This is a genomic window from Rhodanobacter aciditrophus (genome assembly GCF_042679525.1).
Taxonomy (GTDB): domain Bacteria; phylum Pseudomonadota; class Gammaproteobacteria; order Pseudomonadales; family Marinomonadaceae; genus Marinomonas; species Marinomonas aciditrophus.
On the sequence record NZ_JBHTMN010000013.1, the window covers coordinates 1 to 26,264 of the forward strand.

Genomic DNA, 26,264 nt, shown 5'->3' on the forward strand with positions numbered 1-26,264 from the left:
CCTGCCGTGTCAGTGGGTGCGTATAATACGCATCAGAATTTTGAGCGCAAGGACTTTTTTAAAATAACGTAAAATAATTTTGAAACAGCAAAACATTGCTCAAAGTTTCACCAAAATCAGTTGTTTTAGGCTGTTTTTGGTGAATTATTAGGCGATAACAACTAGCGCACAGGTATTGGAGTGGTGACTTCCATAGTCTCTTTGGTAATGGCCACCTGATAAGCGATTACCTCAACGCCTTTTTCTAACACTTCATAGAAGGCGTCGGTATATTTAGGGTCGATATGACGTGCGGGGGAGACAGTTTGAATACCCGTATGACTTACACAAAAGAACAATACCGCCCGATGCCCTTCCTCTACCATTTTGGCTAACTCGTAAAGATGCTTTCTGCCACGGTCTGTGACTGCATCTGGAAAGTAGCCCAACCCATCTTCTTCTAATAAGGTGACGTTTTTCACTTCTACATAGCACTTGGTGCCATCACTTTTTGTCAGCAGCCAATCAATTCGGCTTTTCTCACCATATTTTACTTCCGCTTTTTGCTCGATATAGCCTGTTAATTCAGCAACTATACCGTTCGCAATAGCCTCTCCTACCAACTTGTTTGGGTAACCCGTATTGATACACGCTAAATATTCTTGATCAACTTCAACCAACTCCCATGTGTACGCTAATTTTCGCTTGGGGTTATCACTTTTAGACAACCACACTCGTGCATTATCTTGTTGGCAACGCTTCATGGATCCGGTATTCGGACAATGGGCAGTGACGACTTCTCCGTCCGACAATTGGACATCCGCCAAAAAGCGCTTGTAACGCTTAATCAAGCGCCCTTCAATTAGATTTTGTATGTGCATGCACCCTCATCAATATATAAGCGCCAAAAAGCTAAGCTCCTGGCGCTTTGTAATTCGATTAACAACTTTTTCGCTCTTGGTGATTACGGTAAGCCGCTCGAATAAGTACAAAGAAAATACCTATCATCCCACCAAACACCAATGACACTATGAGTACTAATAATGCTTTCTTCGAACTAGCAACATCTAATAAGTACAGTCGGTAGTTCACCCATTGCGACGCATCATCAGTAGATACTGACTCTAACGCTCGAGCAATCTGCTCGGTCGTCATGTCTGACTGCAATTCGAAAACGCGTCTCTTAGTCTTGATATATTCATCACTTTGGGAATAGCGGTCTTCACTGCTACGAGCCTTGAGTAACTCAATTTCCTTCTCTATGGCAGCATATCCACGTAAATAAAGCGGTGTTTCCGTTGCCTGTACACTCACCTCTACTCCTGAATTTGAGGAGGCATTATTTGAATGACTCAAACGACTGGTTTCATAGCCTAATTCCCGAGCAATGGCAGCTTGCTCACGTAGATACACCAAGCGCCTTTCCAGTTCCAAGTCGATTTGATTTTCGACCGAGGCTAATTTCTGCTTTTCATTTTCTAGCTGCCGTTCGATACGAGCATCCACAGCCCCAGCAAAACGCTCCACTTGCGAAAATGAAGAGGCTCGAACATTCGCAAGTACTTGGCTCAAAACCTCCTCTAATATGACCCTAGCTTCATGTTCGTCACTCCACTCAAACTGTATACCCCAGGTTGCCTCATTGTCGGCAGGAGCAACAATTTGAAATTGTTTCGCCAACTTGATGGCCAGCTCCTCTTGCTCTTCGGGTGTACCTTTGAATGCTTTATATTCAGCACTATGTTGGATTACCGTTTGAATAAGCTCTTCATAATCCCGAAATTCTGTCACAAACTCATCAAATACATTGTCGGGGGTAAACACCAAGCTGGCACCATTAACTTTCATTTGCTCGTTGATAGGGATGTATTGATAGAAGACTTCAGTTCGCCCTTTATCTATTGATAGGGATCCCGATATTTGGGTTGGTGCAAACAGCACGTACATAACACCAAAAAGTCCACTAATGATGGTAACTAGAAGCACCATCCATTTACCTGACCAAATAGACTCTACAAGATCGAACAAATCGATCTCATCATCTTGGGGTTTTACATTTTCCATTTTCTATCCTTATAACCAGCCAACACTGTTTTAACGTCACTGTTCAACATCCTATTGAAAAACCAAACATAAAACCAATCAGCTCAATAACTTAACGAAGACCCTATAGCAACAGGCTCATATTTGAGCACCACACTAAGTACCGAGCGCGACTTTACCATGGTTAAAATACTCTATTTTGCCCCCCTTTTATATTTTACTGTTCTTGACCCTCTAATAACCTTTTAAGCCGCTTTGTTTACCCTGTGCTGAAGTAACTGATGCAAAGCATCTAGGCTCATCTTGGCAGAGGAGCTAGATTGCACCAGAAAACCCATAGGATACGATGGCTACGCCATCCCAACTGAGTAAGCAGATCAGACTTAATAAAAACAAAAAAGCCCGCTAGATAGCGGGCTTTAGAGTGTTTATTGCTGTTCAGTGCAAGGTGTTACCTAACGCTGAATTATTCCCACTCAATAGTAGCAGGTGGCTTAGACGACACGTCGTAAGTCACGCGAGAGATGTGCTCGATTTCGTTGATGATACGACCAGACACTTTCTCTAGTAGATCGTATGGAAGGTGAGCCCAACGAGCCGTCATGAAGTCGATGGTTTCTACTGCACGCAGTGCAACCACGTATTCGTAACGTCGGCCATCGCCTACAACACCTACTGATTTAACCGGTAGGAATACCGCGAAGGCTTGGCTTGTTTTTTCGTACCAGCCTGCATTGCGTAGCTCTTCGATGAAGATGGCATCGGCACGACGTAGGATGTCTGCGTAGTCTTTCTTCACTTCGCCGAGGATACGTACACCTAAGCCTGGTCCTGGGAATGGGTGACGGTAGACCATGTCGTATGGAAGACCTAGCTCCAAACCAAGCTTACGTACTTCGTCTTTAAACAGTTCACGCAATGGTTCAACCAGTTGCATCTTCATGTCTTCTGGCAAGCCACCCACGTTGTGGTGAGACTTAATCACATGCGCACCACCAGTTTTAGACGCAGCGGACTCAATCACGTCTGGGTAGATAGTACCTTGTGCTAGGAACTCTACTTCCGTCAGTTTTGCTGCTTCTTCGTCGAATACTTCGATGAAGGTGTTACCAATGATCTTACGTTTCTTCTCTGGATCCGCTTCGCCACCTAGCTTGCCAAGGAACAGGTCTTCAGCGTCTACACGGATCACGTTAACGCCCATGTTCTCTTTGAACATAGCCATCACTTGATCACCTTCGTTTAGACGAAGCAAGCCATTATCAACGAATACACAGGTCAGCTGAGTGCCAATCGCTTTGTGAAGCAAAGCTGCTACAACAGAAGAATCCACACCACCAGACAAGGCAAGTAGCACTTTTTTGTCGCCCACTTGCTCTTTCATGCGGTCGATCGCATCTTGTGCAATGTTTGCAGGCGTCCACAAGGTCTCACAACCACAGATGTCTACGATGAAACGAGACAAGATGCGGCCACCTTGTTTTGTGTGCGTTACTTCTGGGTGGAATTGAACACCGTAGAATTTTTTCGCTTCGTTTGCCATTGCTGCGATTGGACAGCTGTCGGTAGAAGCCATCAAGGCAAAGCCTTCAGGCATCTCAACTACTTTGTCGCCGTGGCTCATCCACACATCAAGTAACGTTACACCGTTGTTTGCTACGTGATCTTCGATGCCGTCTAGCAAAGAGTAGTTACCTAGGTTGCGAATTTGTGCATAGCCAAACTCACGCAATTCAGATCCTTGAACTTTACCGCCCATTTGCTCGGCCATGGTTTGCATGCCGTAGCAAATACCCAATACAGGCACACCAAGCGTGAATACGATTTCTGGTGCACGAGGTGAACCTTCTTCAGTAACAGACTCAGGTCCGCCCGCAAGGATGATACCTTTCGGGGCAAAATCTAGGATTTCCTGCTCTTCCATGTCGAATGCACGGATTTCACAGAAAACACCGATTTCACGAACACGACGAGCAATTAGCTGTGTGTACTGTGAACCAAAATCAAGAATAAGAATTTTATGAGCGTGGATATCTTGCGACATTTTTAGCTAGTCCTTCGCTCCCAACTTTTAGGAGCTATTCAAAAAAAAAAGAAGATGGGGCGCAATACGCCCCATCTTGGTTTTTATCCTATCAACGCTTAACCAACGTGATAGTTTGGCGCCTCTTTCGTAATCGTTACGTCATGGACGTGACTTTCACGCATACCAGCACCGGTAATTTGAGAGAATTGCGTTTTAGTACGCATCGTCTCGATATCAGCAGAGCCAGTATAACCCATTGAAGAGCGAACACCGCCCATTAATTGGTGAACAACGGCTGCCATTGGCCCTTTAGAAGGAACACGACCTTCAATACCTTCTGGAACAAGCTTCTCAACACTGCTGGAGTCTTGGAAGTAGCGATCAGATGAACCTTGGGATTGAGACATAGCACCCAAAGAACCCATACCGCGGTACGCTTTGAATGAACGACCTTGGAACAAGACTACTTCACCAGGTGCTTCATCCGTACCGGCCAATAGACCGCCAACCATGATCACACTGGCACCTGCTGCAATGGCTTTTGCAATGTCACCAGAGAAGCGAATACCGCCGTCTGCGATCACAGGAATGTTACGTTCATTCATCACTGCAGCAACGTTTGCAACAGCACTGATTTGTGGCACACCCACACCCGCAATAATACGAGTGGTACAGATAGAGCCTGGGCCGATACCAACTTTAACGCCGTCAGCGCCCGCATCCGCTAGGGCAATCGCTGCTTCCGCTGTCGCAATGTTGCCACCGATAACTTGTACTTGTGGGAAGTTTTCTTTCACCCAACGTACACGATCAATCACGCCTTTTGAATGACCGTGAGCTGTATCTACAACGATCACGTCCACACCTGCATCAGCCAATGCTTTTACGCGATCTGGTGTGTCAGCGCCCGTACCAACAGCTGCACCTACACGTAGGCTACCGTTTTCGTCTTTACAGGCGTGTGGGAAAGTTTGTGCTTTATTGATGTCAGTTACTGTCACCATGCCGCGTAATTCAAACTGCTCGTTCACAACCAGCACTTTCTCAATGCGGTGTTCGTGCAGTAGCTTACGGATAGAGCCGCTAGAAGCGCCCTCTAGGACAGTTACCAAACGCTCTTTTGGCGTCATGATGTCAGCAACCGTTTTATCGAAGTCTTTGATAAAACGAACGTCACGGCTGGTCACGATACCAACTAGGTCTTTACCTTCAACAACAGGTACGCCTGAAATGTTGTGAGCCGCTGTCAAATCCATTAATTCGCGAACAGTCGCAGAAGGATGGATCGTAACAGGGTCTTTAACGATACCACTTTCGAACTTTTTCACACGGCGTACTTCTGCAGCCTGTTGTTCGATCGTTAGGTTTTTGTGGATAATACCAATGCCGCCTTCCTGAGCAAGAGCAATCGCCATACGATGCTCTGTCACCGTATCCATGGCAGAAGAAACAAGTGGTAGATTTAGTTCAATGTCTTTAGTGATGCGAGTTTTAAGGCTAACATCCTTAGGTAGAACTTCAGAATAGCCGGGGATAAGCAATACGTCGTCAAACGTTAAAGCTTGTTGCGCAATTCGTAACATAATAGGGAATTTCCAATGCCAACTGGGTTTCAAGATGGCAAGTAATTCTACTCCAACATTATGAATCGGTAAATCAAAACCACGAGACATTGATGAAAAAATTTACAACTTTGCACAGTTCAGAACCTACTTTTAGTGTCTCAGAATTAAACCGACAAATTCAGCAGTTACTCGAAGCCAGTTTACCTTGGATTATGGTGGAGGGAGAGATCTCAAATTTAGCCAAACCTGGCTCAGGTCATTGGTATTTTTCCCTCAAAGACGATCGTGCGCAAATCCGTTGCGCCATGTTCAAAGGCAAAAATGTAGCCGTTAAGTTTAAGCCAAAAGACGGCGACCTTGTTCGCCTACGTGCACGGGTCACGTTTTACGGCGCGCGGGGGGACTGCCAGCTGGTCGTAGAAGGCATGGAAGCGGCAGGTGAAGGCGCACTGCAAGCGGCATTTGAGCGTCTTAAATTGCAAATGCAGGCAGAAGGGCTGTTTGATCCGGCCCATAAAAAGCCACTTCCCCCTCGGCCTGAGCGCGTTGCCATTGTGACTTCGGCAAAAGGTGCTGCCGTGCGAGATATGGTCATTGCGTTTAAACGTCGCTTCCCCTTAACCGAGCTCACCATTCTGCCGACCCTAGTACAGGGGGAAGGTGCGGCCGCCAATATTCGCAGACAGCTGGAACGAGCCGATGTAAGTGGCCATTTTGACGCCATCATCGTAGGGCGTGGTGGCGGCTCACTAGAGGACCTTTGGAGTTTTAACGATGAAGCCTTAGCTAGGTCTATTTTCAACGCCAAGACCCCCATCGTTTCTGCGGTCGGTCATGAAGTGGATTTTACTATTGCGGATTTCGTGGCAGACGTGCGAGCAGCCACGCCCACCGCGGCGGCTGAATTATTAAGCCCAGATGTAAAAAATCTTACCCAGCAGATTACACATTTTGAGCACCTCTTTACGCGCCGCTTTGAACAAACCCTGCAACAGAATCAACAACGTTTAGACTTTTTGGTGCGACGTATTCGCCATCCGAAAGAGCGGATCGAACAACAACAGAACCGTCTTAACCAAACGAAAGACGGCTTAGCCAAAGCCATTCAGCAACAACTGGCCCAGGGAAGCATTCGCTCAGAACACCTTTCTCAGAGACTAACCAGCGCCTCCCCAGCCAAACACATTGTCACCAAACAAGAGCGTATCCAAGCGCTCGAATCACGCCTTAAACAGGCACTAAGTTATGGCGTGTCACGTAAGCAAGATCGTTTTGCCAGCCTGGTGGAAAAACTCAACTTAGTCAGTCCATTAAATACCCTGTCACGGGGGTATGCCATCGCCAGCCACGGCAAGACGGTGATCCGCTCAACCCAAGATGTCAGCAAAAATGATCAGATCCAAGTGCGTGTGCAAGATGGCATCTTAGAGTGTGAGGTGACTGACACCAAATCCTTATCATAGGGGCTCGAGTATTCCTTGCTTTTTACTGAAGCAAGGCGTTACATAACCTACCCCGCTCGACATTTGAAAAGGATCTTCCCGTGACACCGAAAGACTTAGCCCTTGGACTCGCCATCATCTTTGCATGGGGGTTTAACTTCGTCGTTATTCGCTGGGGGCTCGATGATATGAGCCCAATGATGTTGGGGGGTGCGCGGTTTTTAATCTTAGCGCTTGTAGGTTCCTTCTTTTTCAAACGCCCGAACACACCACTAAAATGGTGTATCTTATATGCACTCTCCCTCAACTTCGGACAATTTGCCCTATTGTTCAGCGCCATGACGTTTGGCATGCCTGCGGGATTGGCCTCATTGGTGCTGCAATCCCAAGCGATTTTCACCCTAATCTTTTCCGTTATGCTGCTTAAAGAATACGTACGCCCATACCAGATACTCGCTATCGGCGTTGCATCTGCTGGGTTGGGGGTTATCGGCGCAGCAGGTGAAGACACTACCATGACAGTACTTGGCTTTGCCTTGACGCTTGCGGCTGCATCGAGCTGGGCCCTAGGAAACATCACCACTAAAGCCATCATTCAAAAGGGCTACGACGCTAACTTGAGCTTAATTGTTTGGAGTTGTTGGATCGCGCCCATTCCGTTTTTCATCTGTGCTTACTTTGTTGATGGCCCCGCCAGCATGTGGTCGGACATCGTCCATATGAACCTGAAAACATTGGCCACATTAGCCTACTTATCCGTCTTTGCCACCTTGGCTGGGTACGGTTTATGGAGTTACTTAATGTCTCGCTACTCAGCAGGAACCGTTGCTCCTTTGTCATTAGGAGTTCCCGTGGTGGGACTGACCTCTTCAGCCATTGTGCTGGGGGAGCAAATCACCTATCAGCAGTGGGTGGGCATCGCCATCGTCTTGCTTGGCTTAATGATGAATACTTTTGGCGGACGCCTTCTGCGTCAAAGTCGCGCTTAATTCGTAGCTGGCCCATTCGCCTAGGTTTATGTGAGCGAGTGGGCGGCCCCTTCCTTAGTTTGAAGATCAGAGAAAGGTGGCCGTTGATTGAGCCTTTCCGTTGCCCAGAACAAAACCAATGCAAACGCCAGCAGAATATAAGGCAGAGCAGCAAAGGAGACATGTTTGAGAGCCAAGCCCATGGCTGGTGGCACTAAGGTGTTTCCCACATACGCCGTGGCCATAGACAAGCCTATAATCGCCTGAGAGGCTCCTTTTCCGAAACGGACAGGGGTCAAATGAAGGGTATTCGGAAACACTGGGGCACAGCCAAAGCCAATAAACAACAACCCCATATTGGCCACCCAACTTTGCACCGGCAGAGCCAACAAGACTGCGCCGGAGACCATCAAGATCGCACCGATGCGAATCATGATGACTTCTGAGAAACGTTGCGCCACAGCGCCACAGACAAATCGTCCCGCCGTAATGCCACCATAATAGATCGCCACCCAAAGAGCCGCTTGGGAAGCAAGTGTGCCCCGTTCTTGAATCAGAAAGCTGGCAGACCAAAGCCCGGCGCCCAGCTCCACAGAGCAATAGCAAAAAAACACCAACAGCTGTAAGGAAACCCCTTGCATGGCTAATGCTTGGCGATTAGACACCACAGGGGTCACATGACTGCCGGAGTCTTCTAGTGAGCGCCCAGCTACCTTCCAGAGAGGCAACGCGCACAATAAGACAACCACTAATACCCATTGTACGCTAGCGATCACCCAGTACCCCTGACGCCAGCCGCCTTCTAAGGCAATATAATTGGCCATAATTAACGGGCCAGCGGTCGCGCCAACACCCCAAAAGGAATGCAAATAGTTCATGTGTTTAGCGCGATAGTGAAGCGCCACAAAGTTATTCAACGCCGAATCTACTGACCCTGCCCCTAGCCCCAAAGGTACGGCCAAGCACAGTAACGCCCAAGCTAACTGACTGGTCGCAAATCCAACTAATGCTAACGCTGTCAACGATACGCTGACCGCCACAATAGGCCCAATACCAAACCGGCGAATAAGGCTCACCGTCATCAAACTGGAGACAACCGTGCCTAAGCTAACCACCAAAGCAATGAGGCCCGCATACTCCACTGACGCCTGCACGTCTTGGCGCATCACGGGCCAAGCGGACCCAAGCACAGCATCAGGCAAACCTAGACTGATAAAGGCCAAATAGATAATGACGAGCAACAGCAACATATCCCTACCTCTGTTTAATCGAGCGCCTTATTAAACGACGTCTTATTTGCGATCCAACTTATCACTCAAGGCTTGCACCTGCTCTTGTAACTGGGCAATTTGATTCACCAAAGCCTCATGATGGTCTTCTTGACTTTGCTGTTCTTCGATCATGGTTTCGCGGCTCATAACCTCAAGCACGACACCCACCATCATGTTTAGGAAAATAAACGCGGTCAGAAAGATGAAAATGACGTAGTAAACCCAGCTCAGAGGATACACTTCCATGGTCTCATACATGACATCTGTCCAATCCTCAAAGGTCGCAATTCGGAACAAGGTCAACATTGAAATAGCGATATCGCCCCATAAGTCATTGTTTACATGACCAAAGAAGATAGACCCTGCGGCACCGAAAATATAGAACAGGATAAACATCAAAAGAGCGATGTACCCCATCTTTGGGATGGCCTTCATCAGAGCCGTAATCAGCATTCGCAAGTCTGGAATAATGGACACCAAACGTAATACTCTTAACACGCGTAATAAGCGCGCCACCAGCACCATATCGGTATTAGAAATTGGCACCAAGCTGCCGATGACAATCACGGTATCGAAGATATTCCAGGGGTCTTTAAAGAAGCGTGCTTTATTTTCATGGGTAATAAAGCGCAAGCTAATTTCTAATAAAAAGAAGACCGTTATAAAGCTGTCTAAATAATTGATCACAAGCTCTGCGGAGTAAGGCAAAGGATAGGTTTTTGCCCCAACTGTTAATGCCGCAATGATGATGATACTGATGATAAAACTTTGGAACCAAACACTGCGTTCAACGCGCTTAATATGGTCGAACCAAGTTTGTGATCGTGCTGTTGTCATTACCGTTTGTCTCTCTAAAAAGCTCTAAAATAGAGCGAAGTGTAGAGTGAGACACCGAGGAAGAAAAGACATTCCCAATAAACGCCGGGCTAAGTGTGCCGGCAGCGTCATAAGAGAGACGTAAATACAAAGAAAACAAACAAAAGCTCAGCTTAGCTGCGCTTTACACGAACCACCTTCATCACTTCGACGGAGATGCCCGCCACTTGCTCTTCACCTGGGTAATAGGTGAGATTAACACGAGCGCCACGTAAAGAACGGTACTTGCCTTGGCGTTTAAATCGAAACGGCACATCATAGCCTTCGATCATTAGGGTGTGTAATACCCAGTCTTCTTGGGGACGCTGGACATGGGATTTCACTTTGAGGGCATCGCTGTGCACTAAGCCTGCGTGCTTAGCGATGAGAGCATCGGGATTGGATTTCATCACTCTCTCCTGTTGGGCTTTAAGAATGCTTTTTTCAAAAGCGGGATCTTCTATTATGCCACAAGCCCAACCGGTTGAGTAAATTTTGATCAATTTTTACTTGTTTCGCCTTCCGGCTCCGCTTTTTCAACCAAGTTTGAATGGCGTTCTGCTTCGCTTTTATCGTGGTAGCAAATCACCGCTTTTTGCAGGATGAGACTATTTGGGTAGGTCACCGTATCACCACTTAAACGAGTAATAATCACATGGAATGTCGAGATCTCATGGATTTGGCCAAGCACTTCTTCGTCCTTATCCACCACCTTGATCCAATCCCCCACCCGGTACGGGAAGCTGAAAAAGATAATCAAGCTAGCAGTAATGTTGCTCAAAATAGACCACTGGGCAAACAAGGCTACACCCACCACCGCAAACACTGACGAAAAGAATACCGCCAGCTGACCGTAGCCCACCCCTAACACCACACAAAGCAATAGGATAAAGACCGCGGTCAGGCCAAGATTGAGCATCTTGGTGACAACGCTGACCCGCAATTCATTCGCCGAGCGGCGTACACCAATCGCTTGAATGGTAGAGGACACAATGCGCGTGACAATGATGTACCCAAGGATTAAGAGCAATACCAAGCCAAACTGAACGAGCATTTTTAACGCCCCTTAAAAGAGATCTGTTGATTAAATTTTACAGAACAAAATATAGAGCAAGTGGGATACAAAGTAACGACATCAAATTCCCTAGTAACACCATTGCGGCCACTTTTTGCGGCTCTTGTTGAAACACTTCCGCCAACATGTAATTCAAGATAGCAGGTGGCAAACACGCAAAGATGATCAAATAGCCAAACCAGTCTTCCCGAATACCAACCGTCCAGTAATACACATAAGCAGCGATTACGCCACTTAACGGGCTCACAAGGCCACTAATCACCCCCATGCGCCATTGGCCAAAATCCACATCCGTCATGCGAACCCCTAATGCAAACAACATCAAGGGAATGGATATCTGCCCTAACATATCCACGCTGGTGCCAATGGCTTGAGGCATGTGCCAACCTTGCCAACTCCAAAGCACACCGAACGCCGTGGACAAGATAATCGGCATTTTCAGCAAACTCATGAGGCGAGTCTTAGGGTTCAGCATGTAAGTCCCTAAGGTAAAATGTAGCAAGTTCTCCGTCAGAAACAGCACCACGGCAATCGGCAAGGCAGCCTCACCAAAAGCAAGCACCATCAGCGGGATGCCTAAGTTACCACTGTTATTAAACATCATCGGCGGCACAAAGGTTTTGAACTCATAGCCTAATAGTTTGGCAATGGGCCATGCGATCAAGCCCGAACCCAGCACTACAAACGCTGAAGCCGCCACCAAAGGTAAATAAGCTTGAATCTGAAAATCCTTGGCTGCCATAACCGAAAAAATCAGTGCCGGTATGAAGACACTCATATTAATACGGTTGGCAATGGTCATGTCGGTTGGCCTAACTCGAGCGTAGAAGAAGCCAATTAACACAATGACGAAAAGCGGGAAAACGGTATTGAAAATCTGCTGGAAAAGGTGGGTGGTGTCCATGCTGGTTCCTTAAGAGTAGGCCAATAGATTACCAGCTTTCTCCTAGAGTCCAACGGAATGCGTTATATTTTCAAGGTTGGGAGGATTTGGTGGCCAACTGGGCAGGGATAAGAATAAACCGCTGACGAATTTCCTCACCATTTAGCAAGGCGATGCCCATCTCAACAGCCGTCTCCGCCATCAAACTAGGTCGCTGAACAGCGGTGGCGATCCATACATTAGGTTGTTGAATGGTATCAATGGCGAAGTTTGAACCATCCACAGACGCCAGTAAAAACTCCTCTCGACCAGCCTGCTCTGCAGCCATCAGAGCGCCATAAGCAGTAGGATCATTGATGGCGAACACGGCATCTAGATGGTCATATTCCTCCATCAGGTACACCATAGCTTCCATCCCCCCTTCTTGACTGCCCGTACCGTTAAGACGGTCACTCAGTAGGGTAATATTGGGATAACGATTGATGGCAGATTTGCATCCTGCCACCCGCTCTAATACAGAAGACACTGACACACCATTGATAATGACAAACTGACCTTTGTAGCCGATTTCCTTTGCCAATCGCTCACAAGCCACCACACCCGCTTGTACATTATCCGTGGTAATGGTCGCATCGGCACCCTGGGCGTTCACATCGACAGCAATCACCTTAATGCCTGCCCGCTGAGCCCGCGCCACCACAGGTGCTATTTTATACTCATCGGTGGCCGTCAAGATGATCAGGTCCACCTGACGCTCGATAAACTCGTTTAGTTGACGCATTTGGCGCTTTAAATCATAGGCATCGGAACGCACTACCACTTCGACCGGATGCCCTTGATTCAATTCATTTGCCCGACGGGTGACCGAATCAACCAATTCCACAAAAAAGGGGTTACCCAAGTCCGCCACACTCATCCCAATGGAACGCAGTGGCGGCTCATGAGGTTCATCAGCCCGAGCCGAACTAGACGTGACCAGTACTCCCATAACAACCCAGACCCAAACCCCATGTTGAAGCAGGTTACTCAGGCTTTTCAGCCCTTGCTGTATGGATTGCATTGTCATGGACTTCCCTCGGTTTATTTCTTGCTAGAGGCCAACTTTACGCAGCCTCAGAGTTGCCGTCTACTTCCATGGCTCCCGTCATGATGGCAACCGCCTCAGACATGGTATGGGAGCTTGGGGTGATGGTCGCAGCACACTTCCCTAATCGATGAATGTGAATACGATCCGCCACCTCAAATACATGGGGCATGTTATGACTGATCAAGATGATCGGCAGACCACGGTCACGTACTTCCTTGATCAAGTTTAATACTCGACGAGACTCTTTGACACCCAGAGCAGCAGTCGGTTCGTCCATGATCACAACCTTGCTACCAAACAAGGCTGAGCGTGCCACAGCTACCCCTTGACGCTGACCGCCAGAAAGAGACTCCACCGCCTGAGAGATGTTTTGAATCGTCATCAAACCCAACTCTTTCATCTTGGCTTGAGCCCGTTCTTCCATAGCTTTTTTGTCCAGCATCCGAAAGACAGAGCCCAGAATACCTGGCTTGCGCAATTCACGCCCTAGAAACAAATTGTCCGCAATGTTCAGAGCTGGTGACACCGCTAGGTTCTGATACACGGTTTCAATGCCCTGCTCACGGGCTTCCATAGGTGAATTAAAGTGCACGGGCTTACCGTCTAGCAAGATTTCCCCTTCATCGGGTACTAGGGCTCCTGACAAGGCTTTAATTAACGAAGACTTACCTGCGCCGTTATCCCCAATGACCGCCAAGATTTCGCCTGGGTAAAGGGTCAAATCCGCGTGATCAATGGCCGTCACACTGCCGTAGCGTTTCACCAAATTACGCGCTTGTAGAACTGGTTGTTGATCGTATTGTGCAGTCATTATGCGGTCCCCTTACGAATCCACTGGTCTACGCCAACGGCCACTATGATTAAAATCCCCACGGTGAACTCTTGCCAAAGTACATCAACCCCTGCAAGTGCCAAACCATTCCGGAATACCCCAACGACCAAGGCGCCAATCAAGGTGCCATAAATGGAGCCTCGCCCACCAAATAAACTACAACCTCCGATCACCACAGCCGTGATACTGTCCAAGTTAGTGGTGTAGCCCGCTTGAGGGCTTACAGAACCGATACGGCCGATCAAAACCCAAGCACCTATGGCGCACACAACACCCGCCAAGACATACACAGACAATAGAATACGGTCTGTACGGATACCCGCTAGTTTTGCCGCTGCAGGATCATCCCCCGTGGCGTACACATGCCGCCCCCAAGCCGTCCAGTTCAAGGCATACCAGATGACGAAAAACAGCGCTAACATCAACAGGGAGCCATAGGTCAGCCGCGCGCCAAAAAAGGTGACGGTTTCCCCTAACCACTGCAGCAGAGGTGCATTGTTAGCAATCTCTTGGGAACGAATCGTCTCGCTTTTGGAATACCAAAGGTTTAGAGCGAAAAACACGTTCCAAGACCCTAACGTGGCAATAAAAGGAGGCAATTTAAAGCGTGTAATCAAGGTACCATTGACTAAGCCCGCCAATGCCCCCACACCAATGCCGATCAGCAACGCCAGCCAGGCTTCAAAGCCATGATCAATGGCCATACGTCCCATCACCACAGATGCCAGTACCATGATGGCCCCCACGGACAAGTCGATCCCCGCGGTGAGTATGATCAATGTCTGCGCCACACCAATGACCCCAATGATGGTCACCTGTTGCAGAACCAGAGATAAGTTAAAAGGATGTAAGAAACGGTCTCCAACCAACAGACTAAAGCCAATGATGGCGAAAACCAGCACAATGGTTGGTGCTGCGACCGGGTACTTATGAAGAAATTTCTGAAAACGGGTTAGCAAGCTGTCATGGTTTTCGAAATTCGCTACATAGCTACCACTGCCAGCCTGATCAGCAATTTTATCGTGATCTAATACCGGTGCAGACGGTTTAGGGTTAGCAGAACTCATAAGAAAAACTCCAAGCAGAAAACACACCGCTGGGGATGACCCGCCAGCGGTGTCAGGCAAGTGCGCCTAAAGAGAAGAAACAACCACTAAAGGGTTAGCCCCAACACATAGACAGACCTGTTTTAGAGGTCACGGAATTCACACCGGAAGCCGGCTCATCTGTAATCAACTGCACGCCTGTGTCGTAAAAATCTAGGCCGCTAGATGCACTGGGACGAGTACCAGACTTGGCGAACTCAACAATGGCACTAACGCCTTCAGACGCCATTTTTAGAGGGAACTGCATAGAGGTAGCACCGATCACACCGTCCTGAATGTTACGTACACCCGGACAACCGCCATCCACGGAGACGATCAGCACGTCTTTTTCCATGCCGAAGGATTTCAATGCTTCATACGCGCCAGCCGCCGCAGGCTCATTAATGGTGTAGACCAAGTTCACACCTGGATCTTTTTGTAGGAGGTTTTCCATGGCACGACGACCGCCCTCTTCAGAGCCTTGAGTTACGTCGTTACCAACAATACGAGAATCTGTTTCGTCACCCATTTGATTAGGGTCGTTTAGGTCAATACCGAAGCCTTTCAAGAAACCTTGGTTGCGGGCAACGTCTACCGTAATTTGACTGGTACTTAGATCCAACAAAGCGATTTTTGCATCATCCGCTTTATCACCCATTTTCGCTTTCGCCCACATACCGATCATTTCGCCCGCTTTGAAGTTATCCGTGGCGAAGGTCATGTCAGCAGCACTCGCTGGGGAAAGAGGGGTATCTAGCGCAATCACCAATAGACCTGCTTCACGCGCTTTTTCGATAGTAGGCACTATGCCTGCGGTATCACTTGGGGTAATCAAGATGCCTTTCGCCCCGGATGCGATCAGGTTTTCAATGGCTTGCACTTGGGTTTCGTTGTCACCGTCGTAGCGACCGGCGAAGGTACGCAACTCAACACCCAGCTCAGCCGCCTTTTCTTGGGCGCCTTCTTTCATTTTAACGAAGAAAGGGTTGGTGTTGGTTTTAGTGATTAAACCAATGATAGGGGTTTCTGCCATGGCCGCAGTAGATAAAGCGCCAGCAGCAACAAGACAAGCAAGTTTACGGTAGTTAAATTTCATGAGAACGACTCCAATATTGTTTTTATTCTCGGCTTATGCCGTTGAAACAGTCAGTCACCGCTGTTTCTCATTGGACTATCGTCTACGAAAACTAACGAAAAATTTCAGCGTTTTAAAAAGCGTTGAAATATTTGTAATAATTCATCGCTGGATGTGTATAACGCTCTGTAACTCATTGATCGTAAATGGTTTAGAAAGAATTAAATCGTCGTTTTTTAATTCGTAATCTTGTGTTAACGCCTGTATTGGTAAGCCAGACATGAGCAAGACTTGCCCCGTCCAGTCAGGAGTTTGCTTTAATTGATGGGCCAGCGCCACGCCATTTAACTCACCGGCTAAGTTCACATCACTCATAATAAGATCCGGTTGAAACAAACGCCCAAAAGCTTCAAGCACGGCTTCCGCCCGATCAAAAACCTGTACTGTGCAGCCAAGTTTTTGCAGTTGCTCCTGCATCACTTGGCAGACTTCTGGATCGTCTTCTACCAGCCAAATCACTGGGTCTTCTGGCAATAACACAGTCGGCAAGTTTTCTAGCTTAGCAGGGCGATCTGTCACACTCGGGGACGCCATCAAAGGCAAGAACAAACAAACCTTGGTCCACAGTCCTTCTTCCGAAGTGACTCTAATCTCTCCACCACTTTGCTTTACGAAACCGTAAATCATGCTGAGCCCCAAACCACTGCCCTTACCCACAGGTTTGGTGGTAAAAAACGGCTCAAATATACGTCCGAGTACCTCTTCCGAAATCCCTAGCCCCGTGTCCTCAACCTTGATTCGAATACTTGGAATAGTGGTATCAGGCAGTGTGGTCACCTTGGTAGAAAAACTCAATACGCCTCCCCGAGACATGGCTGCCGCACTGTTGAGGGAAAGGTTTAATAAAGCATTCTCGAGCTGAGAGGGGTCGATCAAGCAATAATGTGTTGGGCAATTAAGATCCACCGCCACTTGAATGTGATTCCCGACGCTGTACTCCACCAAATCCAGCATACCTTCAATCAGATCATCCACATGGGTAGGCTCAGGGAAAAGCTGCTGACGCCGACTGAAGGCTAGTAAGCGATGAACTAGGCTGCTGCTCTTTTCGGCCACTGCCAAGGCGCGCTCCACATAACGCGCTTGGTCTGAGGTTTTCGGCTCGGAATCGGACAACATTTGTAAGTTGCCCATGATGGCCGCCAATAGGTTGTTAAAATCGTGCGCCACACCGCCAGTAAGCTGCCCTAAGACCTCCATTTTTTGCGCTTGGCGTAACTGGCTTTCGACACTTTTACGTTCCGTCAGATCCGTATACAAGGTCACAAACCCCCCATCCGGCATGGGTTTAGAGCGAAACTCAACGATCTTTCCAGAGTCAAAATGCCGCTCGAAGCTTTGAATACGGTGATGGCGAGAGGCATTAATTTCATCCATCTGCACCAGCTGGTTTTCCATGTTTAGGTTCTTATGGGAGCTTTGGGTGATGAGCTTTTGCACTTCCTGAATCGACATGCCGTGGCGTAATTGATCAGACTGAATGTTAAACATGTCCTCGTAGCCTTGGTTCCAAGCGATTAGGAGCCCCTGTTCGGAGAAGACACTTAAACCGTCATTCATGTTATCAAAAGTGGTTTCCAGCAGACGCTTTTGCTCGGTTAACTCCGCCGACACCTCAATACGACGGATGGCATCTCGACGAAACACTTCAAAGGCATTCGCTAAGGTACCAATTTCATCATTTCGTCTAACCTGTGGATTACGGGAATCCACTTGCCCGAGGGATAACTCTTCCATGTCATGGGTCACGGCTTCCAGGTCCCGAGTCATACGGCGACTGGAGAGGTATAAAAAGCTCAAACCAATGATCAAGAAAAGGGAAATCCCCATCAGCCATAATTGACCGTTTTTGACCACCTCTCCTACCTTACTGCGCTGGCGAGACACTTGCTTTTGTAAAGCGCCAACAAACTCACTCACTTGGCTACTCAGCTGCTCTGATTTGGCTCTCAAGGAGATAAGTAGATAATTCTTACGGGATTGAATGTCGTTTAGCCGCTGCTGTGCTTGCAAAAGGGATTGGGCAATCTGCTTTACTTCTGGGTCGGACTCCAACAGCTGTAATTCACCCACCAGTTGCAATGAGACCTTGCCCGGCTCCTCTATTAAGCCTAATAACCACTTTAACGCCTGACGCTCTGATATTGAGCGACTCCCAACCTTTGGCTCAAGAATTTGTCGAATCGAAAATTGCTGGGCAAGGCTATCCTCCCGTATGTATAACTCCTCATGAACCAAAGTGACCAGCTCTGCTAAGGTGCTATCTAAACTGGCTAGACGCTCTTCAATTTGACCACGGAATTGTTCGTCTTTGAGATTATCCGCTACGCTACGCAAATCACTGATGCGCCGATTAAGGCGCTCTGACTCTGTTTGCAACTGAAAGGGGCGTGCGGAACCCGCTGTGTAAGGGGCCGTTGCCACAAGCTGGGCAACGTTCTCCGCTAGGGTTAATGCGGTGCTGATTTCGGGTAGGGTCTGAGCCTCGAACTCCGATAAAGAGGCTTCACTAATGCGCATGGATTGCCAGCCGATGACCACCATGAAAATCGCCACCATACAGATGGCTAAAATGACGAGGCTGGCTTTTTGGCGGATGCTTACTTGGCGCATCCGCCCACACTCTTGGTAACAGGGCCTTGAAATAAGTAACCCAAGCCACGTTGGGTTTTGATAAATTGCGGCGCTTTGGGATTGGCTTCCAGTTTGCGGCGTAAGCGTAAAATCAACACATCCACGGTACGGTCAAACACTTCCGTTTCTAACCCCCGACTCATATCGATAATCTGCTCACGGGTGAGCACTCTATCGGGGCGCGTGGCGAGGGTTTCCAGCAAGGAAAACTCTCCTAAGGTCAGGATGATCTCTTCCCCTTGAGCATTTCTAAGCTGACGGGAGGTGAGATCAAGCGTCCAAGTCCCAAACTGCAAACATTCATGGTCAGAGCTAATCACCTGTGCTGCAGGCGCTTGGCGCATGCTACGTCGTAACAAAGCATGAATGCGAGCAGTAAGCTCTCTTAGGTTAAAAGGCTTCATCATGTAATCATCTGCTGCCAGCTCCAGCCCTAAGATCCGATCGGTCTCATCGCCTTTACCCGTGAGCATCATAATTGGCATGTCTTCAAAGCGAGCGCGAACATCACGTGCTAACTGCAAGCCATCTTCTTCCTGCAGGTACAAATCCATCAACACCAGATCGATGTTCGTCTCTTCCAAGCAACGCCACATGTTTGCACCGTTATCGGCGCTTACGGTTTGATATCCTTTCTGCACTAAGGCATCACATAACAAGTCTCGAATGTCAGGCTCGTCATCGACGATTAACAAGGTCTTCTTACCCAGTTCGTTCATGCCGTACTCTATCCTTTTATTTTTTATTTAGCAGATTAAGACTCGACTAAATAAGCTTTATCATGGCTATGTTAATGAGGTATTAACATAGCCTGTCTCCTGAATTCCAAAGGAATTACCGTTATCATAGGGTATTGCTTTAGGAACTCCGTATGACGTTAGCTTTACCTATTTATTCTATCTTACCTGCACTCCAGTCTCAGTTGGCCCAGCAACATGAGGCCATCTTAGAAGCCGCCCCCGGAGCAGGTAAAACCACCGCAGTCCCACTAGCGTTTTTAGATGCAGCTTGGTTAGGTCAACGCAAAATCATCATGCTGGAGCCTCGCCGACTAGCGGCCAAATCCGCCGCCAAACGCCTTGCCGACCAATTAGGGGAACCTTTAGGCCAAAGGGTCGGCTATCAGATCCGACAAGAAGGCAGACAAAGCCACTCCACTCAAATACTAGTCGTGACGGAGGGAATTCTCACCCGCATGTTGCAGGAAGATCCCAGCCTAGACGATGTAGCCTTAATCATTTTTGATGAATTCCACGAACGCAATCTGCACTCTGATCTTGCCTTCGCTCTGAGCCTACAAGCGCGAGAACTGTTTCGTGAAGAGGATCCCCTCAAATTGCTGGTGATGTCCGCCACCCTCGACAGCGAACGGTTAACGCAATTATTACATTGTGACCCCCTTGTCTGCGAAGGTCGACAGTTTCCCATCGAATTTCGCTACAACAACCTAGTACTGAAGCAAACAGACATCCCACAACAGGTGGCCAAGCAAATTCGCGCGGCCCTGCAGACAGACTCCGGCTCTATTTTAGTATTCCTGCCGGGTCAACGAGAGATCCACAAAGTTCGAGACATGCTGGATGGCACCTTAATGGAGTCGGTACAGCTGCTCACACTATACGGAGATATGACCCTATCCGAGCAAGAGCAAGTGATTGCTCCGGCGCCAGAAGGCCAACGCAAGGTCGTGCTAGCGACCAATATTGCCCAGACCAGCTTAACCATCGACGGCATTCAAGTCGTCATTGATTCGGGATTATCTCGGGAAGCGCGTTTTGATGCCAAAACCGCTACCACCCGCTTACACACCCGTCGTGCTTCCCAAGCAGAAACCACCCAACGAGCAGGGCGAGCTGGACGTTTACAAGCTGGCGTCTGTTATCGCTGGTGGTCTCAGGAGCAACAATACCGCTTGAGTGCCCACAATGCCCCCCAGATTGAGCTCGAAGATCTGAGTCAATTACTTATGGACGTGGCTAGCTGGGGAGTACAAACCCGTGAAGAACTGGATTGGATCAGCCCACCACCAGATGCCCATTGGCAACAAGCCAAAGACCTTTTAACCCAACTAGAGATTTTAGCTCCCGCAGAACACCTTGCTTTAACGGCTCTAGGGGAATCCCTTGCACAAATCCCCTTACCGCCACGTTTGGCTCGGCTACTTATGGCAGGAAGCCAGCTAGGTAACAATCAAGCAGCCTTGGCAGCAGCGGCGTTATTGTACGAAGGCTCCCCTAAATCCCTGTCTGAATCCGATCTTACAGGAGCCATTGCATGGGCAGCCAAGGGTCGAACCTGGGAAAGAACCTTAGCAGGTCTAGCAAAACATCTACCTCCAACACAGACATCAGCGTCCAATTCTCTTGCCCAATGCTTAGCAATGGCTTTCCCTGACCGTATCGCCATGAGACAAAGACAGCAGGGTAATGAGACGGTATTTAAGCTAAGTAATGGACGGCAAGCCCTGCTCCCAAATCATGACACTAATGCCCCCCATGAGTTTTTAATCGCTCTGGAACTAGGAGGCCATGCAGACCGTGACGCCGATTACTTGTACCTCACCCATCCTATTTCACTAGCGGAAATAGAACAGGCTTTAGCCAATCAGCTAAACCTGATTGAGCGATGTGAATGGGATAAGAGCAATGGTGGCCTAATGGGCGCAATGGAAACTTGGTTAGGCAAGTTACTGCTAAAACAAGAGCCCATTGCCGAACTACCCGACGATGCCGTGACCATGGCGACCTGTGCTTACATTCGCAAACAAGGCTTGCAGGTCTTAAATTGGGATGATCAGAGTCTGGCTCTAAGGGCGCGTATTGCCTTTGCCCACAAACACCTGGACCCAACTTTACCTGATGCCTCAGATCACTGCTTACTAGAGACATTAGAAGATTGGCTAGGGCCCTTTTTAACAGGCGTTAAACGGATTCAACAATTAGAAAAATTACCTCTTCAAGAGCCTCTTATGGCGCTTTTAGACTGGCCACAACAGCAGCTTCTTAATCGCCTGCCTATTCGAATCCCGGTAGCGTCAGGGTCTCAGATCAAGGTGGACTATCAAGGTGACCAAGCGGTCATCCGTGTAAAATTACAAGAGATGTTTGGAGAAATTCAAAGCCCTACAATTGCAGGACAAACCGTTAAAATAGAGCTGCTGTCTCCTGCCCAACGACCGCTGGCAGTGACAATGGATTTGGCGTTCTTCTGGCGCGAAGCATACCCAGACGTGCGCAAGGAAATGCGTGGCCGATATCCAAAACATCCCTGGCCAGAAGACCCTTTAACTGCCGTAGCAACGGCTAAGACAAATCGTGCCCTTAGAGACAGTGAGTAACCACTCACTCTCTTTACTTACACCTTAAATAATCGACACCCTTTTGTGCGAGCCGCTCACTGAAATGAGTGTTTTTGTGATGGGTTGGACTCCAGCCTAAGATAAAACGATGGAAGTCTGCCCAAGCCACAGGAAATAAGCGGTACCATTCTTGGGCCACCGACTCCGCCAAATCAGGGGACTCGCCCCTGGCAACGATACAGCGCGATAACTCACTGAAATACACATCCAACAAGTAATCCAAGTACTCAGCAAGCAGCTGCTCACTTAAACAACTCCCTAAGAAATACGCCACATCTTGCGAGCCAATACCACGTCCCACATATTGAAAATCCACCGCTGCTACCGCCTGAGCGTCTTCACTAAAACAGAAGTTCGCCACCTTGGCATCCCCATGAACCAGAGTCTGGTAAGTGGCACTTGCTAAGGCATGATCCAACGCTGAAGCAGCTTCTTTAGAGGGGCTATCGGCCATGGCCTGCCATTCATTTGGGCGAGTCGACAAGTGCCAATAGGTGCCTCTAGGCCAAAGTCCTTCTGGCCAGTCTTGAGAGACTTCAAGGGTCAAAAATCGGCCATGAAAACACGCTAACCAATGCAGCACCGTAGTCACTTGCTCAAGGGACAACTGCCCCATACGTCTGGAAAAACCAGCTTCATCCAAATCTTCCAGTAACAGATACAAGGTCTCCTCTTTTTCCCAGCTGCCTAGTCGCTTCGCCACTCGATCTCTTTCATCACACAGTTGAGACCAATGCTGATACCAGTGGTTTTCAACCTTGTAAGAAGTCACTTTACGCTGATGAGACAGGTCAGACTGCCAACCTCTCGGGTGAGCCTGTATGTCTCGCCAGTTAATGGATTTGAGAATAACCGAAAAGCTTTCAGAACCCCGCTTCACTTGATATCGAGCAATCTGCCCGTAACCACTCCATAAGGACTGTAATACCCCCTGAAGGACGACCGAATCCCCTTGCAAAGCCCCCTTAATAAATAACTCTGGTTCCAAACCGTCACCCCAACTTTCAAAAAACCTTAACGTATGCGTCACAAAAAATTCATCAAAATAGTTTGGAGAAATTCCTATTTCTCACCAAACCTTAAATAAGACACCGCTAACCACGAATGGACCTGTCGCCTCTGTAGGACACCAATCTATGGCGTTACCACACTTGGAGGGCACAACATGCTGCGTTATTTCACCCTATTCGTTTGCTTACTCAGTTGGAACCTCCATGCTGAGGAAAAACAACCTCTGTATTACATTGCGATCATTGATCGATTCTACCCACCTATGGAGGGATTTCTATCAGAGGAAGACAAAGTCCAACATACAGGACTCTATGGACTCCTCGACATCGATAATGATCGTCAAAAAGAAGCCTTTTATCATGGGGACATCGTTCAACTGATCGCCAGTGACCCTAGCTTTGTTTTCCTACGTTATCCTTTAGCGGGTCAGCAAAGCCCCATGCAGGAGATATTAAATGCCTTGACCAGTATTAACGATCGCTTTGCCGCCACTCCCATTGATGCTTTGATCCTCTCATGGGAATCCTCCACTCTAATGAGTGCCTTTAATGAACCCCTAGTGCGGGAGCATCGAGAACAGTACATCCAAATGATTCAGCAATGGGGGCAAGAGTTTCCAAGCTGGCAAGAAACCTATCTCGTCATAAGAGCCCTTGAACAACTCACCCAACAAGGTGCCACCGTGTACACCATCTCTGGCAACAGCGGCCCAAGAACGATCAATACCCTTTCCTTTGCTGACGGTGTCACGACCGTGGGTGCAGCAGAGGAAGAGCTCAATTACTTCATCACTGACAACGCCTTTGTGGACGTGTATGAGCAAGCGGCGTATCACCTCAAACGAGTCGATGATGCCACGGGGATGCCGGTCGGCTATGACATTACAGGAAATGGTTGCCAAGACATCCCCATTGAGGCACTAAGCAGTCATAGCTACGACGCCTTACCGAGTGCGCTCTGGCCTCCAATCAAAGGCAGCTCTTTTGCTGCTCCCATGGCATTAAAAAAAGCGCTACTGCGGGACCCCGTGCACTGTCGTTCATAAGGTTCGACAGTACATCGAGGGTTGGTTACACTCGATCATTCCCGAGCCGACAATTACTCACTTTCAAGGAGAGCGGAGATGGATTTTTTCCAAGGCCTTATTTTAATCAGCACAGTGCACTTATTGGCTGCTGCGTCTCCAGGACCAGACTTTGTTTTAATATCACAACAGTCCCTTAAAAATGGCCGTAAAGCCGGTTTACTCTGCAGTCTGGGCATTACCCTAGGGTTGTCCGTACACATTATCTATTCTAGCCTTGGCTTAGCCGCTGTCATCGCCAGCTCAGAAACACTATTGTGGGCCATTAAAATCCTTGGGGGAGGCTATCTTTGCTACCTTGGGTACAAAGGCATTCGAGCAAAAGCTTCGAACCAAGCAGATGACATGCAAGTCGCCAACATCCCAACCTATTCAACTAGCAAGAGCATTGGTGTTGGCTTCCTATGTAACGCCTTAAACCCCAAAGCACCGGTGTACTTTGTTGCCCTATTTACCTTGGTCATTTCACCAGACTTACCACTGTATCAATTGGCCGCCTATGGCCTATGGATGATGATGATTCAAATGACTTGGTTCTCTACAGTCGTCATGCTGTTGTCTGCACCAAAAGTCAGAGCCAAATTTAACGCCATAGGACACTGGATCGACCGTATCTTAGGTGGAGCCATGATTGCCCTAGGATTAAAAGTATTGCTGACTCGAAACTAAGTCACACCCCACAGCAGGAAAACACTCCTGCTGTGATATCACTTCCCGCCATTCCCTTCTAAATTTAACGTCTATACTGAAAGGTCTAAGTTCCATTACGTTTACGAGGCCTTTCCATGAGTATTTCAATTAATGGCAGTAACTATGTAAATAGTTCGGCGACACAATCCTCCGCCAGCAGCCAAGACAGCCTAAGCAGTGGAAAGCGGATTAACAGTGCCGCTGACGATGCCGCAGGGCTTCAAATCTCCAACCGTCTTACTAGCCAGATTGACGGCAATGGACAAGCCATTGCAAACAGCATCACTGGGGTATCCGTTACTCAAATCGCTCAAGGTAGCCTCGAATCCATTACCAACGACCTGAATTCACTCAGAGAGCTCGCCATACAAGCGGGTAATGGCGCCTACAGCGCCGCAGATAGAGACGCCTTACAAGACCAAGCAAACCAACTACTGGAAAACATTCAAAGTACGCTTGGTTCCACCACCTTCGGCGGGCAGGAATTACTGACCCAAGACGGAGCTATCGACTTTCAAGTGGGAGCAGATGCTAATAACACACTAGGTGTCAGAACAGCGGACTTAAATGACACCTTTACCAGTGCTGGTCTAACCTCGTTTGATATTACGGACGTAAGCAGCCTTGATGATGCCATCGCTGCGGTGGATCAAAGCATTGAAAGTATTGGAGCTCTCAATGCAGAGTATGGTGCAACTCAAAATGCATTCAGCGCACGAGTAGATAATTTACTCAACGGACAAGTGAACGAATCCAGCGCCCGCTCCCGTATCGAAGACGCTGACATTGCGGGAGTGGTAAGCAGCCAAGTCGTCACAGATATCCTGGAACGATCTTCTATCGCCGTACAAGCCCAAGCGAATGCTGATGCAAACAGAGCCCTTAACCTACTCGGCAGCTAAAAATAGATGTGCATGCAGCCATCTCATGTCCCTTCTCCATTTTTACGGGAAGGCTAGGATGGGGTTCGGATTCGTAGGGGTCAAATCCCTATACTATTGGGGATTGCCTGAAACTGATGTACGTAAAGGGATCTGACCCCTTTATAGAAGCGTACTCACGCACTGAGGTCTCAGGTTCCTTCCCCTTTCTAAGGGGAAGGCTAGGATGGGGTTAATCTGCCTCGTCATTAATGTAAACGACCTACAATGATCTGACGCTGCGCGTCATCCGCTGCGGGCATCCTTCGGATGTCTGCCACTGGCTCCTTCGGAGCATGGTGTCATCTCACGTCCCTTCCC

Annotated in this window: 22 protein-coding genes; 6 read left to right on the top strand and 16 right to left on the bottom strand. The window is 48.3% G+C overall.

Annotated elements, in window-relative coordinates; all coding sequences use genetic code 11:
• Positions 1-161: 161 nt before the first annotated feature.
• The 4 genes from sfsA to guaB form a co-directional block, all read right to left on the bottom strand.
• Complete coding sequence (gene sfsA / locus ACFQ45_RS11955) at positions 162-860, bottom strand: DNA/RNA nuclease SfsA (RefSeq protein ID WP_377367984.1); 699 nt, start codon at positions 858-860, stop codon at positions 162-164.
• Positions 861-918: 58 nt separating this feature from the next.
• Positions 919-2,043, bottom strand: coding sequence for a Wzz/FepE/Etk N-terminal domain-containing protein (locus ACFQ45_RS11960; protein ID WP_377367986.1), 1,125 nt, complete (start codon positions 2,041-2,043; stop codon positions 919-921).
• Positions 2,044-2,488: 445 nt separating this feature from the next.
• The gene (gene guaA / locus ACFQ45_RS11965) at positions 2,489-4,066 is read right to left on the bottom strand and encodes a glutamine-hydrolyzing GMP synthase (RefSeq protein ID WP_377367988.1); all 1,578 of its coding nucleotides are present in this window, start codon (positions 4,064-4,066) and stop codon (positions 2,489-2,491) included.
• Between the two features lie 98 nt (positions 4,067-4,164).
• A complete protein-coding gene (gene guaB, locus ACFQ45_RS11970; protein WP_377367990.1) occupies positions 4,165-5,631 on the bottom strand; it encodes an IMP dehydrogenase in 1,467 nt (488 codons plus the stop codon).
• A 92-nt stretch (positions 5,632-5,723) separates the two neighbouring features.
• Here guaB and xseA point away from each other — a divergent pair, with 92 nt between their 5' ends.
• Together xseA and ACFQ45_RS11980 are read left to right on the top strand one after the other, a co-directional pair.
• The gene (xseA, locus tag ACFQ45_RS11975) at positions 5,724-7,076 is read left to right on the top strand and encodes an exodeoxyribonuclease VII large subunit (RefSeq protein WP_377367992.1); all 1,353 of its coding nucleotides are present in this window, start codon (positions 5,724-5,726) and stop codon (positions 7,074-7,076) included.
• Between the two features lie 80 nt (positions 7,077-7,156).
• A complete protein-coding gene (locus tag ACFQ45_RS11980) occupies positions 7,157-8,044 on the top strand; it encodes an EamA family transporter (RefSeq protein WP_377367994.1) in 888 nt (295 codons plus the stop codon).
• 26 nt (positions 8,045-8,070) lie between these two features.
• Here the strand turns inward: ACFQ45_RS11980 and ACFQ45_RS11985 are convergent, their stop codons facing one another.
• From ACFQ45_RS11985 to ACFQ45_RS12035, 11 genes are all read right to left on the bottom strand, one after another.
• Entirely contained in the window at positions 8,071-9,273 is a 1,203-nt protein-coding gene (locus ACFQ45_RS11985; RefSeq protein ID WP_377367996.1) for an MFS transporter, read from the bottom strand.
• Between the two features lie 42 nt (positions 9,274-9,315).
• Positions 9,316-10,131, bottom strand: a complete 816-nt coding sequence (locus ACFQ45_RS11990) for an ion transporter (protein ID WP_377367998.1) — start codon at positions 10,129-10,131, stop codon at positions 9,316-9,318.
• 152 nt (positions 10,132-10,283) lie between these two features.
• Positions 10,284-10,559 (bottom strand): hypothetical protein, encoded by a 276-nt coding sequence (locus tag ACFQ45_RS11995; protein WP_377368000.1) that lies wholly within the window; start codon positions 10,557-10,559, stop codon positions 10,284-10,286.
• 89 nt (positions 10,560-10,648) lie between these two features.
• On the bottom strand, positions 10,649-11,203 hold the full coding sequence (locus tag ACFQ45_RS12000) for a mechanosensitive ion channel domain-containing protein (protein ID WP_377368002.1): 555 nt from the start codon (positions 11,201-11,203) through the stop codon (positions 10,649-10,651).
• 37 nt (positions 11,204-11,240) lie between these two features.
• Positions 11,241-12,128, bottom strand: a complete 888-nt coding sequence (locus ACFQ45_RS12005; RefSeq protein WP_377368004.1) for an AEC family transporter — start codon at positions 12,126-12,128, stop codon at positions 11,241-11,243.
• A 70-nt stretch (positions 12,129-12,198) separates the two neighbouring features.
• Positions 12,199-13,173: a substrate-binding domain-containing protein gene (locus ACFQ45_RS12010; protein WP_377368006.1), complete on the bottom strand. Its 975-nt coding sequence runs from the start codon at positions 13,171-13,173 to the stop codon at positions 12,199-12,201.
• Positions 13,174-13,210: 37 nt separating this feature from the next.
• Positions 13,211-14,005, bottom strand: coding sequence for an ATP-binding cassette domain-containing protein (locus ACFQ45_RS12015; RefSeq protein WP_377368008.1), 795 nt, complete (start codon positions 14,003-14,005; stop codon positions 13,211-13,213).
• Positions 14,005-15,093, bottom strand: a complete 1,089-nt coding sequence (locus ACFQ45_RS12020; protein WP_377368010.1) for an ABC transporter permease — start codon at positions 15,091-15,093, stop codon at positions 14,005-14,007. The genes ACFQ45_RS12015 and ACFQ45_RS12020 overlap by 1 nt, the downstream gene beginning before the upstream one ends.
• A gap of 94 nt (positions 15,094-15,187) precedes the next feature.
• Positions 15,188-16,207, bottom strand: coding sequence for a sugar ABC transporter substrate-binding protein (locus tag ACFQ45_RS12025; protein WP_377368012.1), 1,020 nt, complete (start codon positions 16,205-16,207; stop codon positions 15,188-15,190).
• A 141-nt stretch (positions 16,208-16,348) separates the two neighbouring features.
• Complete coding sequence (locus ACFQ45_RS12030) at positions 16,349-18,859, bottom strand: PAS-domain containing protein (RefSeq protein WP_377368014.1); 2,511 nt, start codon at positions 18,857-18,859, stop codon at positions 16,349-16,351.
• Positions 18,847-19,599: a response regulator gene (locus tag ACFQ45_RS12035; protein ID WP_377368016.1), complete on the bottom strand. Its 753-nt coding sequence runs from the start codon at positions 19,597-19,599 to the stop codon at positions 18,847-18,849. Before ACFQ45_RS12035 ends, ACFQ45_RS12030 begins: the two co-directional genes overlap by 13 nt.
• Positions 19,600-19,751: 152 nt before the next feature.
• Here ACFQ45_RS12035 and hrpB point away from each other — a divergent pair, with 152 nt between their 5' ends.
• Positions 19,752-22,217 carry an ATP-dependent helicase HrpB gene (gene hrpB, locus ACFQ45_RS12040; protein ID WP_377368018.1) on the top strand — a complete coding sequence of 822 codons (2,466 nt, stop codon included), beginning with the start codon at positions 19,752-19,754 and terminating at the stop codon, positions 22,215-22,217.
• Positions 22,218-22,230: 13 nt separating this feature from the next.
• Here hrpB and ACFQ45_RS12045 read toward each other — a convergent pair whose 3' ends face one another.
• Positions 22,231-23,226 (bottom strand): phosphotransferase, encoded by a 996-nt coding sequence (locus tag ACFQ45_RS12045; protein ID WP_377368020.1) that lies wholly within the window; start codon positions 23,224-23,226, stop codon positions 22,231-22,233.
• Positions 23,227-23,403: 177 nt separating this feature from the next.
• On the opposite strand from ACFQ45_RS12045, the gene ACFQ45_RS12050 reads away from it, so the two are divergent.
• The 3 genes from ACFQ45_RS12050 (at position 23,404) to ACFQ45_RS12060 (ending at position 25,925) form a co-directional block, all read left to right on the top strand.
• A complete protein-coding gene (locus tag ACFQ45_RS12050; protein WP_377368022.1) occupies positions 23,404-24,294 on the top strand; it encodes a S8/S53 family peptidase in 891 nt (296 codons plus the stop codon).
• A 78-nt stretch (positions 24,295-24,372) separates the two neighbouring features.
• Positions 24,373-25,002, top strand: coding sequence for a LysE family translocator (locus tag ACFQ45_RS12055; RefSeq protein ID WP_377368024.1), 630 nt, complete (start codon positions 24,373-24,375; stop codon positions 25,000-25,002).
• A 116-nt stretch (positions 25,003-25,118) separates the two neighbouring features.
• Entirely contained in the window at positions 25,119-25,925 is an 807-nt protein-coding gene (locus ACFQ45_RS12060; protein WP_377368026.1) for a flagellin N-terminal helical domain-containing protein, read from the top strand.
• Positions 25,926-26,264 lie beyond the last annotated feature (339 nt).